The organism is Collinsella sp. AM29-10AC (assembly GCF_003469085.1).
Classification (GTDB): Bacteria; Actinomycetota; Coriobacteriia; order Coriobacteriales; family Coriobacteriaceae; genus Collinsella.
Genome location: NZ_QSKB01000011.1, coordinates 1 through 14437 on the forward strand (window position 1 = coordinate 1; position 14437 = coordinate 14437).

The 14437-nt window shown below is 60.9% G+C and carries 11 protein-coding genes; 10 read left to right on the forward strand and 1 reads right to left on the reverse strand.

From position 1 onward, the window contains the following. Window positions 1-200: 200 nt before the first annotated feature. The 3 genes from DW754_RS04795 (at window position 201) to DW754_RS04805 (ending at window position 5068) form a co-directional block, all read left to right on the forward strand. Window positions 201-914: an ABC transporter ATP-binding protein gene (locus DW754_RS04795; RefSeq protein ID WP_117655442.1), complete on the forward strand. Its 714-nt coding sequence runs from the start codon at window positions 201-203 to the stop codon at window positions 912-914. An 8-nt stretch (window positions 915-922) separates the two neighbouring features. Then, the gene (locus DW754_RS04800) at window positions 923-3589 is read left to right on the forward strand and encodes an ABC transporter permease (protein WP_117758582.1); all 2667 of its coding nucleotides are present in this window, start codon (window positions 923-925) and stop codon (window positions 3587-3589) included. A 273-nt stretch (window positions 3590-3862) separates the two neighbouring features. Further along, entirely contained in the window at window positions 3863-5068 is a 1206-nt protein-coding gene (locus DW754_RS04805) for a DUF362 domain-containing protein (protein ID WP_117758583.1), read from the forward strand. Window positions 5069-5318: 250 nt separating this feature from the next. Here DW754_RS04805 and DW754_RS04810 read toward each other — a convergent pair whose 3' ends face one another. Next, the gene (locus DW754_RS04810; RefSeq protein ID WP_117758584.1) at window positions 5319-6284 is read right to left on the reverse strand and encodes an alpha/beta hydrolase; all 966 of its coding nucleotides are present in this window, start codon (window positions 6282-6284) and stop codon (window positions 5319-5321) included. A gap of 187 nt (window positions 6285-6471) precedes the next feature. On the opposite strand from DW754_RS04810, the gene DW754_RS04815 reads away from it, so the two are divergent. From DW754_RS04815 to DW754_RS04845, 7 genes are all read left to right on the forward strand, one after another. Beyond that, window positions 6472-7155: a hemolysin III family protein gene (locus DW754_RS04815; protein ID WP_199411441.1), complete on the forward strand. Its 684-nt coding sequence runs from the start codon at window positions 6472-6474 to the stop codon at window positions 7153-7155. A 110-nt stretch (window positions 7156-7265) separates the two neighbouring features. After that, complete coding sequence (locus DW754_RS04820) at window positions 7266-8639, forward strand: hemolysin family protein (protein ID WP_117758585.1); 1374 nt, start codon at window positions 7266-7268, stop codon at window positions 8637-8639. 24 nt (window positions 8640-8663) lie between these two features. Then, a complete protein-coding gene (locus DW754_RS11145) occupies window positions 8664-9497 on the forward strand; it encodes a hypothetical protein (protein ID WP_233508870.1) in 834 nt (277 codons plus the stop codon). Window positions 9498-9633: 136 nt separating this feature from the next. After that, the gene (locus DW754_RS04830; RefSeq protein ID WP_099432470.1) at window positions 9634-10023 is read left to right on the forward strand and encodes a YtxH domain-containing protein; all 390 of its coding nucleotides are present in this window, start codon (window positions 9634-9636) and stop codon (window positions 10021-10023) included. Further along, window positions 10023-10778, forward strand: coding sequence for a PRC-barrel domain containing protein (locus DW754_RS04835; protein ID WP_117758586.1), 756 nt, complete (start codon window positions 10023-10025; stop codon window positions 10776-10778). The genes DW754_RS04830 and DW754_RS04835 overlap by 1 nt, the downstream gene beginning before the upstream one ends. Window positions 10779-10850: 72 nt before the next feature. Further along, the gene (locus tag DW754_RS04840) at window positions 10851-12257 is read left to right on the forward strand and encodes a polysaccharide deacetylase family protein (protein WP_233508871.1); all 1407 of its coding nucleotides are present in this window, start codon (window positions 10851-10853) and stop codon (window positions 12255-12257) included. A 328-nt stretch (window positions 12258-12585) separates the two neighbouring features. Further along, window positions 12586-14430 carry a magnesium transporter gene (locus DW754_RS04845; protein ID WP_117758587.1) on the forward strand — a complete coding sequence of 615 codons (1845 nt, stop codon included), beginning with the start codon at window positions 12586-12588 and terminating at the stop codon, window positions 14428-14430. Window positions 14431-14437: the final 7 nt, after the last annotated feature.

The window sequence follows — 14437 nt, forward strand, 5'->3', positions numbered from 1 at the left end:
TCCTAGTGTTCGCTTCTAATAAAGAAGGCCAAGATTCGGGACGCAGTTCAAATGAGCGATTTCACTCATTTAAGTCTGTCCCCAATGAGTAAGTACCCAATGACTGGTTTGGAAAAAATTGCGCCTGTCGCTTAAAAATAGTTCACCGTGGTTTACTATTAGCTTAGAAAAGTAGCAGAAGGCTAACAACGGGGGATAACATGGCGACAAAGCAAGCCTATGTCCAGGTCAAAGGGCTCAAGAAACACTATGGCGACGGTGATGCGCGCCTGACGGTGCTCGACGGCATCGACACGTCCATCAACCGCGGCGAGATCTGCGTCATGCTGGGACCCTCGGGCTCGGGCAAGTCGACCTTTCTCAACCTCATTGGCGGCCTGGAGGATGCCGACGGCGGCTCCATCATGGTGGACGGCTGCGACCTCACCGCGCTCAAGCCTGCCGATCTGGGCGAGTACCGCCGCCGCGAGCTGGGCTTTGTCTTCCAGTTCTACAACCTGGTGCCCGACCTTACCATCAAGGAAAACATCGAGGTCACGGCGCACCTGTCCAAAAACCCGCTCAATGTCGACGACCTGCTGCGTTCGCTGGGCCTCTACGAGCACCGCAACAAGTTCCCACGCCAGGTCTCGGGCGGCCAGCAGCAGCGCTGCGCCATCGGCCGTGCACTCGTCAAAAACCCAGGCCTGCTGCTGTGCGACGAGCCCACGGGCGCGCTTGACTACAAGACGTCCAAGGAAATCTTGCAGCTCATGGAGGATGTCAACCGCACCTACGACTGCACCATCATCATTGTCACCCACAATGCCGCCATCGCGCGCATGGCAAATCGCGTGCTGCGCCTGCGCGACGGGCGCATCGTCGAGGATGAGCTCAATGAGTCACCCGTCGCGGCCGCCGAGCTCGATTGGTAGGCGGCGCCATGACACCTCTCGCAAAACGTCTCCCGCGCGAGCTGCGCCGCAATATCGGCAAGTACCTGGGCATCTTTTTGCTTATGTGCGGAAGCATCGCCCTTACCTCGGGCTTTTTGCTCGCGGCGCATTCCATCGGCTGCCTCATCGACGACATGCGCGACGAGTACACGATCGAGGACGGCCGCGTGACCACCTCCTTCGAGGCTACCAAAGACCAGCTCAAGGCCGCCGAGGATGCAGCCGGCGACGTCGGTGGCGTCACGCTCTACAAGAATTTCTCCATCGACGCCATCATCAAAAAGACCGCCGGCGACGATGGCACCAAGCGCACGCTGCGCACCTATGCGCACCGCACCAAGGTCGATATCGCGTCCTACTGTGAGGGCAGGCAGCCCAAGGCGGACGATGAGGTGGCAATCGACCGTGTCTTCGCCACCAACAACGACCTCGCCATCGGCGATAAGGTCGAGCTTGAGGGCCGCACCTACACCATCTGCGGCATCATGACCCAGCCCGATAGCCAGGCGCTGTTCCTCAACAATTCGGACTTTACGGTGAACACCATCACGTACGGCGTGGCAGAGGTCACCGATGCCGGCTTTGCCGCGCTCGAGGATGCCGGTGGCGCGCCTGCCTACACCTACTCCTTCACCTTTACCGACCGCGATCTCCCCACCGCGGATCGCATCGATGCGGAGCAGGATATGGTCGAGGCGCTGACCGATGCCGATGCGCGCGTGGACGATCTGATCGATGCCGATTCCAATCAGGGCATTGGCTATGCGCGCGACGACGTGGACGGCGACTCCATGATGTGGATGACGTTGCTCGACATCATCATCGTGATCATGGCGTTTGTCTTTGTGGTGCTCACCGACGCCACCATCGAGGAGGAGAGCGCCATCATCGGCACGCTGCTCGCCAGCGGCTATCGCCGCCGCGAGATCGTGCTGCACTACCTCGCGCTTCCCGCCATCGTGGGCGTGCTCGCGGCGCTTTTGGGCACTGCGCTCGGCGTTGTGTTCTTTACCGAGCCCATGCGCGGTCTCTACTACGGCTCGTACAGCCTGCCGCCCTTCCAGGTGTACTGGAGCTGGGAGATCTTCGTGAAGTGTGCCGTGGTCCCCGCCGCTGCGCTCATCCTCATCACGCTGGTGGGTCTGCTTCGCAAGATGGGCAAGACGCCGTTGCAGTTCCTTCGTCACGAGGCGAGCGGCAAATCGGGCACCAAGCGCGGCCTGCAGCTGCCGGAGCGCATGGGTTTTGTTTCCCGCTTCCGCCTGCGTATCTTCCTGCGCAATCTGGGCAACTTCGCCACGCTCTTCGTGGGCATCGCGTTTGGGTCGCTGCTTTTGCTCTTTGGTCTGGCGATCCTGCCCACGATGACGCACTATGCGGACAATCTAGAGACGAGCCTGGTCGCCGAGCATCAGTACACACTCAAGGCGCCGCTGGAGCTCGAGGGCACTGCCGAGGAGCGCGAGCAGTGGTCGGCACTCGAGCGCTTGCAGTCGGTTGACGGCGCGCTGCTTTCTGCCGCCCAGGATGCCGATGACGAGCTTGACGGCGCGGCCGATGCGGCGCAGACGGCAGCCGATGCCGCGACCGCATCTCCGTCTGCCGAGAGCCTGACCGCAGCGCAGGATGCGCTTGCCAAGGTCCAGGACAAGAAGGATGCGCTCTACGCGCGCCTTGACGATCTTGCCGATGCCCTTGGCTGCGACCGCGACGAGGCTATCGACCTGATCGACAAGGCCTCTAAGATCGACACTGACAACGACGACATTCACCCGGTCAACACGACCGACAACGGCGCGGGCGCAATCGCGCAGGCCGAGAAATATGCCGTTTACCAGCTGCAGTACGACCGTGGCGACGGTAATGGCGAGGAGACGATTTCTGTCTACGGCATCTCGTCCGATTCGCGCTACTGGAAGGGCCTCAACATCGGCGATGGCCGCGTCGTCTTTGGCGGCGGTCTGCTCGATAAGTTTGGCTGGAGCGAGGGCCAGAAGGTCACGCTCAGCGACAAGTACGAGGGCGAGCATTATTCCTTTGAGTACGCGGGCAAGGACTGTGCCTGGGGCTCCAAGTCGGACATGAATATCTATATGAGTATCGACGACTTTAACGAGCTGTTCGACAACGACGCCGCCTACTTTAACGGCTATGTGAGCGACGAGAAGCTCGACCTCGACGCGCGCTACTTTGCCGGCGACACCACGCCCGACGACATGCGCGCCGTGGGTGACCAGTTCATCGGCATGATGAGCGACATGATCGGCATGATGGTCGGGCTCGCGGTGTTTATCTTCCTGCTGTTTATGTACCTGCTAACCAAGGCCGTTATCGACCATAGCGCCCGCTCGATCAGCTATATGAAGGTCTTTGGCTATCGCGATGGCGAGATCTCGCATCTGTACATCCGCTCGATCACGCTGTGCGTGGCGGCATCGCTCGTGCTGAGCCTGCCGTTGATTATCTGCTCGCTTACGGCTATTTTCCGCTCCATGTTGCTCGCCTATAACGGCAATATCGAGATTTATGTGCCAAGCTGGTCCATGGCGGCGTGCGCAGGGATCGGCTTTGCAACGTACCTGGTCGTGGCGCTGCTGCACATGCGCTCGATCAAGCGCGTCAGCCTGGCCGAAGCCCTCAAAGTTCAAGAGTAGTCATTGGGGACGTTCCTAAACGACTAGTCATCGGGGACAGTCTTTGCCGATCTGCCCGCTCGCCGGCCGGGCCGGCAAGGACTGTCCCTAGCTGCCGGCAGGAAAGGAACGTCCCCAACTGCCGGGTGCCGGATGGCGAAAGGATGTCCCTGGCGGCCGGTCATTTAAGTCTGTCCCCAATGAGTGGCCAGGCGCTGCGCTTGACTTTGACCCTGCTTCAACGGGTACCATCTCCTATGTCTGTAACGCCATATAGACCGAGGGGATATATCTATGACCGCAACTGCACCCGCAGCACCCGCCAAGGTGTACTTCACCAACCTGCGCACGCATGCTCGCGAGAGCCAGCTCGACAAGCTCAAGCGCCTCATTCGCCGCGCCGGTATCGAGCAGATCGACTTTGAGAACAAGTTTGTCGCCATCAAGATTCACTTTGGCGAGCTGGGCAACCTGAGCTTTTTGCGCCCCAACTACGCCCGCGCCGTCGCGGACGTGGTGAAGGAGCTGGGCGGCAAGCCCTTCCTCACTGACTGCAATACGCTCTATGTCGGTAGCCGCAAAAACGCGCTCGAGCACATCGACACCGCCTACCAGAACGGCTTTACCCCGTATGCCACAGGCTGCCAGATCATCATCGCCGACGGCCTCAAGGGTACCGACGAGGCGCTCGTCCCGGTCGAGGGCGGTGAGTACGTGCGCGAGGCAAAGATCGGTCAGGCGCTCATGGATGCCGATATCGTGATCAGCCTCACCCACTTTAAGGGCCATGAGCAGGCCGGTTTTGGCGGCGCCATGAAGAACCTGGGCATGGGAGGCGGCAGCCGTGCCGGCAAGATGGAGCAGCATGCCGCCGGCAAGCCGAACGTCGCGACTGAGCACTGCGTTGGCTGCCGTGCCTGCGAAAAGATCTGTGCGCACAACGCCATCTCGTTTGACGATACCCGCGAGCGCGAGCTTGCCAACGGCAACGCCCGCACGGTGCACGTGGCCGCCATCGACCACGATCGCTGCGTGGGCTGCGGACGCTGCATTGCGGCGTGCAACCAGGACTGCATCAAGCCCGACTATGATGCCGCGGCCGACGTACTCAACTACAAGATCGCTGAGTACACGAAGGCCATTGTTCAGGACCGTCCGAGCTTCCACATCTCGCTCGCCATGGACATCAGTCCCAACTGCGACTGCCACCCCGAAAACGACACGCCTATCGTTAACGATATCGGCATGTTCGCGAGCTTCGACCCGGTCGCTATCGATCAGGCCTGCGCCGATGCCGTCATGGCATCCGAGCCGCTGCCCAACACCGAACTCACCGATAGCGCGGCCAAGATGGAGCATAACCACGAGCATCTGGAGGGCGAGCAGGCCAAGGACCCCTTCTGCATCACGCATCCCGACACCGACTGGCGCGCGTGCATCGCGCATGCCGAAAAGATCGGCCTGGGCACGAGCAAGTATGAGCTCATCGAGGTCAAGTAGCACCTGTCTATTGGACATATCAAGCGCTTTTGTAGCGCAACGTTAGCAAAAGCCGCCCGTGAGCACAGCGCTTGCGGGCGGCTTTCCGGAAGTATGCGGCAAATTTCGAGACCGCCGAGCACACGACATTTTTTGGCAACAAAACCCCTGATAAATTGTTGGTAAAACTGCGGTCTGGTCGGCAGTTCCAGATTTTGCAGCATACTTCCGAAAATAGGGGGTTAGATAAATCCCCAACGCCGCTTTTTCCCTAAAAATTCCTATCGAGGAAGTCGTCGACCGTATTCCAGTAGAGCTCGGGGTCAACTTGCGCGCTCTTGGCGTGGGTGGCGCCGTGGATAGTGAGCTTCTGTTTAGCCTTGCTGACGCACGCCTCGTAGTTTTGGTCGAGCATACTGTACGGCACAAAGGTGTCCTGGTCGCCGTGGATAAACAGCATGGGAACCGTCGCGTGTTTGAGTTGCTCCACACTGCTCGCCTTATGAAAGTCGTAGCCCGCGCGCACGTTGCACACCAAGTTTGCTACATCGAGCAAAGGAAAGCTGGGCAGGCCGAACACGTCCTTGAGCTGCAGAGAAAACTCGTCCCAAACACTCGTATAACCGCAGTCCTCGATAATGCATTTCACGTTTGCGGGCAGAGATTCCCCCGCGACGTTCATGGCGGTTGCTGCACCCATCGACTCGCCAAAGACCAGGATGCGCGCCTCGGGGTCAGCCTGAACGATCCGCCCAATCCATGCAACGACATCGAGCCGCTCGGGCCAGCCCATGCCGATATAGTCGCCGCCGGAGCGTTCGTGGGCGCGGGCGGCGGGTGCGAGTACGTTCATGCCGCGGTCGTGGAATCGCTTGACGTATCGGGCCATACCGATGGGCTCGTCGGTATATCCGTGCAGGCAGACGGCGTAGTCGTGTGTGCTCTCCGGGGCGGCAAAATACCAGGCGGCGAGCTCGGTTCCGTCATCTGCGGTGAGGCTGCTGCTCTTGCGGTTCTCTTTAAACCATGCCCGCGCCTCGGTATCCTCGGCATCCGGATGCTCACCTTCTTTGTCGTTCTTGCTATCCTGCATCATCTTCATGGTGTACGGCGCTTGGGGGTTCAGGGCAAAGTCAAACAAAAAGTTGCCGGCAAATCCGAGCAACGTGACAACGAGCGCCAGCGCAACAACGCCGGCTATCTTGAGCCTTCGATGGGGGTGTGCGCTTTGAGTCATAATGTCTTCTCCTCTGGGATGTTAATACGTCAACAATCAAACGAAGCGCATTATGGATGTTCGCCGTTGATGCGTCAACAGACAAAGAATGGGTAAACAAAGGGTCACGTATGGTGCAAATTTCGCACGTACCCAGACGCTTTGATATAGTGTTGAGAACTCTTTTATGTTGGAGGATGTAACCGGCATGTCCGATTCGAGCGACAGTTCCAAGCCGCGGCCCAAGACCGCGGCCATTCCGCACTACACGGTGGGCGAGGAGATCATGAACTCCGTCACCCATGGTGTCGGCTGCCTGCTGGGCATTGCGGGTCTGGTGCTCCTGATCGTATTCGCTGCCCTGCGCGGCGGCGGCCCGGCCCACATGGCCGCGGCAATTGTCTATGGCGTCAGCATTATCCTCGAATACCTAGCCTCTACGCTCTACCACGCGATTCAGCCCGCGCGCGCCAAGCGCGTGTTTCGCATCATCGACCACAGCTGCATCTACCTGCTCATAGCCGGCAGCTATACGCCGTTTTGCCTCATCACGCTCGCAAACGACGGCGGCCCCGCGCTGTTCTTTGCCGTGTGGGCCATCGCCATTATCGGCATCGCCCTCGAGTGCTTTCTGCGCGAGCGTCAACCGCATTGGGTATGCGGCCTGGTCTATCTGCTGATGGGCTGGCTCGTCGTCTTTAAGCTGCCCGAACTTGTGGCGCTGCTCAACCCCGTGGCACTTGCCCTGCTCGCCGTCGGCGGCGTGTGCTACACCGCGGGCGTGCCGTTCTATATCGCCAAAAACGTGCGCTACCTGCACAGTGTGTTTCACTTGTGGGTGCTCGCCGGCAGTATCTTCCAGTTCATGGCGGTGATCCTCTTCGTAATCTAGCGACCACGCCTGCGCGCCCGCATCCTTGTTTGGGCGCCGGTGCAATTGCCGTATCCGCCACCAACGTTTTACCCTAACGTCCCGAATCTTGGAGGTTCGAGAAACTCCCGATGGACATAACCATCTCCCTTATCACTACCCTCGTTTTGACCCTCATCAACGGTTACTTCTCTATGTCCGAGATGGCGCTCACCACGGCAAAGCGCGCTGTGCTGGAGCACGAGGCCGAGGAAGGCGACAAACGCGCCGAGCGCGCCATTAAGCTGGCCGCCGATTCCGACCAGCTGCTCGCTACCATCCAGGTCGCCATCACGCTCGTGGGCTTTGCCTCGTCCGCTGTTGCCTCGACGAGTCTGTCCGACCCGCTCGCCACGTGGCTCATGAGCTTTGGCATCGCGCCGCTCTCCGCCATCGCGCGCGGCCTGGCGCCGGTCATCATCACCGTCGCGGTCGCCTTCGTGTCCATCGTGATCGGCGAGCTCGTCCCCAAGCGCATCGGCCTGGCCAATGCCGAGGGCGTGTCCAAGCAGGTCGTGGGACCGTTGTCGTTTTTCCAAAAGATCGCCCGTCCGCTCGTGTGGCTGACTGGCGCTTGCTCCGATGGCCTGGCCCGCATCCTGCGCATCAAGAGTGCCGACGACCGTCAGAACGTCTCGGAAGAAGAGATCAAGTACATGGTCTCGGAGCAGGACGACCTGCTCGACGAGGAAAAGCGTATGATCCACGAGATCTTTGACCTGGGCGACACCGTTGCCCGCGAGGTCATGGTGCCGCGCGTGGACACCACCATGTGCGAGGACGACGAGACGGTCGCCGACGTGTTGTCCACCATGCGCCAGACCGGCTTCAGCCGCATCCCCGTCTATCACGAGGACCCCGACAACGTCGCGGGCATCGCGCACATCAAGGACCTGATCCAGCCCGCGCTCGACGGCAAGGGCGACCAGCCCATCGCCGGCTTTTTGCGCGACGCCACCTTTGTGCCCGACACCAAGGACATCCTGCCGCTGCTGTCCGAGATGCAGACCTCGCACGACCAGATCGTGGTGGTCGTGGACGAGTACGGCGGCACGGCCGGCATCATCACCATCGAGGACATCGTCGAGGAGATCGTCGGCGAGATCGAGGACGAGTTCGACCCCGACAACAAGTATCTCACGCGCCTTTCGCGCCGCGAGTGGCTCGTCGATGGGCGTTTTTCGTGCGATGACGCGATTGAGCTTGGTTGGCCGCTCGAGGAAAGCGATGATTATGAGACCATCGCCGGCTGGATCTTGGAGCTTTGTGACTCGGTGCCCGACATCGGAGAGGTGTTTGAGGTCGCGGGGTACAAGTTCAAGGTGCAGTCGATGCGTGGCCAGCGCATCTCGCTCATTCGCGTGATTGCTCCGGCCGAAACCGATAAGAAGGATTCCGAGTCCTCGGCAGAGAAGCCGGCGGCGTCGGGTGCGGGCTCTGCGGATCCGCACGATGGCGACGAGTAGGGCAAGGACGAGTAGGGGAGAGTTATGGCAGGCCTGTTCAACATCCTTAAGGTCACCGTCAGCGAGGACAAGATCTGCGCGCATGTGCTGGTGAACCCCGGCATGCCGCTCATGACCTCGGAGGACATCGAGGCCACGGCGCGCGTGTACTACCTGGTGCCTGCGATTGCCAAGCACCTGTGCCTGGGCGATTCCGGTCGCGAATTTCAGGACTGCATGGGCCAGACTGAGCTTTGCCACCTGCTAGAGCACGTGACGGTCGAGCTCATGAACGAGACCGGTCTTGCCGGCAGCATCTCGTGCGGTCGCACGCGCGTGAGCGAGCACGACGAGCGCGTCTTTGAGGTTGAGCTTTCGTGTCCCGATGACGCGTTGGCCATTGGTGCGCTGTCGTCGGCGACCTTTATGATGGATTGGGCGTACCTGCACGCCGACCAGCAGGCTCCCGATGTGGACGGTACGGTCGCGGGCCTGCGCAACCTGGTGCTGGGCATGCGCGCCGAGGCCGAGGGCAAGGATCCTCACGAGGCCGTCGCCGCTGCGAACGGCGAAGATGCTGCCGAGGACGAGGGCGCTGACGAGGGCGATGTGCCGGTCGACGCCGAGCCCGTTGCCGATGCGACCGCCGAGCCCGTTCCCACCGAGCCCCAGGGCGTCCCCAACTTTGACGACGAGCCCCAGGTGGCGATTGATACCGAGGGCGCGGTTGCCGAGAGCCACGAGGCCTCCGCTGCCGTCTTTGGCGGTGCGGCGACGGTTCCGGCAGGACCTGCGCATGAGGGCGGCCTGCCGCTCGTGGACGGCGCCGGCGAGGACCCGGGTGCCACGGTGGCCATGCCGGCTATGCCTCAGGAGTAGGCCTACGCGTTTATCACCATCACGTACCTGCACCTTTGCCGTACGCAGATGAGCGGAGCGGCAAGTGATGCGCTGCGGGTATAATGGACAGCATTCAAACGGTGGGCACCGACGTGCCCGCAGGAGAGGAATGATCATGGGTAAGACTTTCAGCTTTGTCTCCGGCGCACTTTTTGGTGCTGCTGCCGGCGCTATTATCGGTGTTGCTCTGGCTCCGCGCTCGGGCGCCGAGACCCGCGCCATGGCTGCCGATATCGCCAACGACGCCTGGGACAATATGCGCGACACCTACGAGCACAGCGCCGAGGAGGCCCGTGCTGCGGTGAATGACTTTGGCCCGATGGTCGACGCCAAGACCGACGACCTGCGCGCCAAGGTCGACCTGGCCCGCGAGCGCATGGACCAGCTGCGTGAGCAGCTCAACGACGCCATTTCGGGTGGCAACGTGACGCCTGCCGCCGACGTCGTGGTCGAGAACGCCGTCGAGGCTGATACCGAGGCTGCGGAGCCCTCGACCGAGGCATAATGCGCGCCGGGGATTTTGTCGGCGCCAAGATTTATCGCAAGCCTACCGAGGACAAGCGCACCAAAAAGGACGGCACGCCGCGCAGCCCTAAAAAGCTCGGAAAGATTCACTTTCCGGTCTTTACCCCGGGCGGTACGCGCGTGGTCGGCTTTATGGTCCGCCAGTCCGATATCGCGGGCATGATCGAGCGCCCCGACCGATTCGTAGCGCTCGACGCCATTGGTGTCTACGAGGGTGCCATTGCGGTCGATGACGTCAAGGACACGTACGATGCTGCCGCCGCCAAGCGCCTCGACATCAACCTGGACGATTGCATCATCTGGGTTGGCATGGACGTGCGCACGGAATCGGGCGATGTCGTGGGCTACTGCTCGGACGTTGAGTTCAAGCCACGCTCGGGTGTCGTGCAGGCATTCTATGTGACCGCCGGTGCCGCTTCGAGCGTGCTGGTGGGCGACACGCAGGTGCCACCGACGATGCTGCGCGGCTACGAGAACGGCGCGATGGTCGTCTCGGACGAGGTCAAGTCGCTCGGGTATTCGGGCGGTGCGGCTGCCAAGGCCGCCGAGGCCAGCGTCGTGGTGGGCGATAAGGTCAAAAAGGGCGCCAAGGTACTCGACGATAAGGGATCGGTTGCCGTGGACAAGGGCAGCCGCGCACTGGGCAAGCAGCTCGGCAAGACGCGCGGCATGTTCAAGGCCTTTAAGGACGAATACCAAAAGGCGAGCGGAGGCTCGTCAAAAGCTACAAAATAGCGACGTACCAAATGATGGGAGGCAAGCCGGAGACCTGTTGCTCCGGCTTGCTGTGTTTATGGGGGAGGGCATATGCGCCAAAACGGATCCAACTTAAACGGGCGTTCGGGTACGCGTCCGACGGCGCGCCGCGATCTGGGGCAGCTGCCCAGCGGTCAGCGCAAGCGTCACCGTAAGCCCGGCGCGATGTACCTCAACCATAGCCGCGGCTTTAGCGATCGCAGCGCGCGCATCGGCAACAGCCGTACGCCCCGTCGTTCGTCTCGCCTGCCCTATGCGCTCATCGCCGTGGGTTGCGCACTCGTGCTGTTTATCGCTGCCGTCGTGGGCTACGTCAACCGCAGCGTGGACGTGGAACTCAACGGCCAGAAGACCGCGGTGCGCGTGGGCTCTACGCTGCAGAATCTCATAGACGACCAGGAGTTGACTGACACCTACGACGCAGGCGACCTACTGGCCGTCGATGACAGCGTGCTCAAGCGCCATGGGGGCGAAAAGCTGTCGGTGAAGGTCGACGGCAAGCGCGTGAAGCAGGGCAAATGGGATAGCCGCGAACTTGAGGGCGGCGAGAAGGTGACGGTCAAGGATGGCCGTAACACCTACGAGAAGCACGAGATTCAGGCTACGGTTATCGAGCCCAAGCTCAAGGTCGAGGGCACGGGCGCCATAGAGTATGTGCAGACGTGGGGTGTCCAGGGCCGCTCCGAGGTGTGGGTTGGTGAGCAGTCGGGCAAGACGCAGGACCGCGGCGAGGTTGTGCCCGCCACCGATTGCGTCGTTGCGTGCGCCAGCGTGGCGCCCAAGGGCAACAAAAAGTACGTGGCGCTGACGTTTGACGAGGGTCCGAGCGGCGCCACCAAACAGATCTTGCAGGTGCTCAAGGAAAAGGGCGTCACCGCGACGTTCTTCCTTTCGGGCGATGCGGCCGAGGCCTCGCCTGCCACGGCCAAGGCGATTGTCGACGCCGGGTGCGAGATCGGATCCAACAGCTACAGCGACGATTCGCTCAAGGGTCAGGACCGTGAGGCGGTGCGCGAACAGATCACGAAAGGCACCGATGCGATTAAGTCGGCGACCGGCGTGAAGACGATGCTGCTGCGTGCTCCCTACGCTGCCTTTGACGAGCAAAACTGGATTGATGCGATGGACCTGGTCTCCGCCGTGGTCTCGTGGAATATCGACTCGGGCGACTGGCTGCTAAACGGTGCCGACGAACAGGTCTCGACGGTGCTCGATTCGGTGACGCCGGGCAATATCGTGCTGCTCACCGATAGAGACGAATGCGCCGAGCAGACACTCGAGGCGCTGCCGCAGATTATCGACGGCCTCATTGCCGACGGCTACAAGATCGTGACGCTCAGCGACCTGGTCAAGACGGACACGTCGCTGAGCAAAAAGCTCACCTCGCTGACGAAGGTCACCATGCCCAAGGACGCCGTGTTCCCCCAACTTGCCGAGGACGACGACACCACAGAGTAGTCATTGGGTAGTCATTTAGGAACGTCCCCAATGACTATGTCACGGATGCGTCAGCGTTTGGTATGCCTGCAATGTGCAGCGCATAAATTCGATGCCGCAGGGCGATGCTGATGCTATAGTTACTGCGGTTAATGAGGGTCAAGAGAAAGGTTACAGGTGAAATCCAAACCTCGACCATACAGTCGATGACCCCATGCAGGTGCTTTTTGCGCATGCACGGGGTGTAAGCGTCGAGCGGCGTGCCGCCCGCGCATGCGTATACATATCCAGAAGCCCCCGGACGTCGCACATGCGGCCGCGTTCGGAGGAATAATGATGGGGAGCACCATTGAATTATCTGAGTGAGATGCTCAAATTGCCGGTCTTGGACGTCGATGGAGAAAAGCTCGGCGTGGTGAACGATTTTGGTATTGCTACCGGCGAAGTTTTTCCGCACGTGACGTCGCTCGCGTTCCGCGGTCCCGGCAAGACGCCGTTTATGATCAGCTGGCGCAAATGGGTCGACCGTATCGACGAGACGGGTGTACACCTTAAGACGTCGGCCACCGAAATCCGTTTTTCGTACCTGCAGCCGACCGAACTCTTGCTTGCCCGCGACGTGCTCAACAAGCAGATTGTCGACACGCAGGGCATGAAAGTCGTGCGCGTAAACGACATCAAGTTTTCCATGTCGGGCGAAAATCAGCTGCGCCTGCTGGGCGCCGAAGTGGGCGCCCGCGGTCTGCTACGCGCGATCAGCCCCGCACTCGAGCATATCGTCGAAGGCTTTATGAAGCACCTGGGCAAGCCGCTCAGTGAGGACATCATCGCTTGGTCCTACATGGACCTGCTCGATCGCTCGACCAAGAACATTCAACTCTCGGTGTCGCATAAGACGCTCGGCGAGCTGCACCCTGCCGACATCGCCGACATTATCGAGCAGCTCGACCCGCGCCTGCGTGCGCAGGTGTTTGCACAGCTCGATACTGCCCAGGCCGCCGAGGCCATCTCGGAGTTCGATGACGACGAGCTTATGACCGAGATGCTCGAGGGCCTGTCCGACACGGACGCATCGTCGATGCTGGCCATGATGGACCCGGACGACGCCGCCGACCTGATCGACGAGCTCGATTACGAGAAGGCCGAGAAGCTCCTGCGCCTGATGGGCGTCAAGGAGGAGAAGGCGATTCGTAACCTGCTGGGCTATGAGGACAACACCGCCGGCCGCATCATGACCTCGGAGTTTGTCTCGCTGCCCGCCACGGCGACGGTCGGCGATGCCATCGAGGCGATTCGCAAACTCGATGAGGACTTCGAGAGTGTCTATTACGTCTATACCGAGGATCCGAGCGGCATGCTCACCGGCGTGCTCTCGCTGCGCACGTTGATCGTTGCCGACCGCGATGCCACGCTGGGCCAGCTCGCCTATCGCGACCTGGTCTACGTGTCGCCCGACGAGGACCAGGAAGACGTGACGGACGAGATGACCAAGTACGACCTGGTTGCCATCCCTGTCTGCGACGAGAACCGTCATATCCTGGGCATCGTGACCTTCGACGACGCCATGGACGTTATCGCCGAGGAGCATCAGGAGGACCTGCAGATCGCCGGTGTCGGCTCGGGCGATAGCGCGTCGGACGACTCGACGAACGTGCTCAGCTGGTTTGTGCATCGCCAGTACTGGGTTGTCGTGTGGGGCATTGCCTCGTGCATCATGGCAACGGTGCTGGGGACGGCGCTCGGCTCCGCGCATCTGGTGGTGTTCCCCATGTGCGCCATGCCGCTCGTGCTGCTTGCTGCCTCGCGCATGGTGTCGTTCGTCAAGAACTACTTCTTGGAGTATGACGGTCACGACGACGAGCCCAAGCCGTATCTGGGGTTCTTCTTCCAGAGCACGGGCATGGGCCTGATTCTGTCACTCGTGACCTACCTGTGCGCCCAGCTGGTGCGCACCGCTGCGTTCCCCGATGCGCCCATGTTTGAGGAGCAACTCTTTACCGGGTGCTTTAATATCGCTGCCATCATTTGCCTGGTTGGCAACATGAGCGCCGTGATTTACCTGATGGTGCTGTTCTGGCGTGACGAGCATGACCTCAACACGTCGGGCACCGCCATGAACGTTATTGCCGTCATGATCTCGTGCGTAGCGTACTGCGCCGCTGCGGTGCTGCTCACCATGTCGGTCATGGGTTAGGTGGTCG

Coding starts and splice junctions, on each gene's coding strand:
- DW754_RS04820 (WP_117758585.1), top strand. CDS start 7,266: ATGGACATAACCATCTCCCTTATCACTACCCTCGTTTTGACCCTCATC.
- DW754_RS04835 (WP_117758586.1), top strand. CDS start 10,023: ATGCGCGCCGGGGATTTTGTCGGCGCCAAGATTTATCGCAAGCCTACC.
- DW754_RS04805 (WP_117758583.1), top strand. CDS start 3,863: ATGACCGCAACTGCACCCGCAGCACCCGCCAAGGTGTACTTCACCAAC.
- DW754_RS11145 (WP_233508870.1), top strand. CDS start 8,664: ATGGCAGGCCTGTTCAACATCCTTAAGGTCACCGTCAGCGAGGACAAG.
- DW754_RS04810 (WP_117758584.1), bottom strand. CDS start 6,284: ATGACTCAAAGCGCACACCCCCATCGAAGGCTCAAGATAGCCGGCGTT.
- DW754_RS04840 (WP_233508871.1), top strand. CDS start 10,851: ATGCGCCAAAACGGATCCAACTTAAACGGGCGTTCGGGTACGCGTCCG.
- DW754_RS04795 (WP_117655442.1), top strand. CDS start 201: ATGGCGACAAAGCAAGCCTATGTCCAGGTCAAAGGGCTCAAGAAACAC.
- DW754_RS04800 (WP_117758582.1), top strand. CDS start 923: ATGACACCTCTCGCAAAACGTCTCCCGCGCGAGCTGCGCCGCAATATC.
- DW754_RS04815 (WP_199411441.1), top strand. CDS start 6,472: ATGTCCGATTCGAGCGACAGTTCCAAGCCGCGGCCCAAGACCGCGGCC.
- DW754_RS04830 (WP_099432470.1), top strand. CDS start 9,634: ATGGGTAAGACTTTCAGCTTTGTCTCCGGCGCACTTTTTGGTGCTGCT.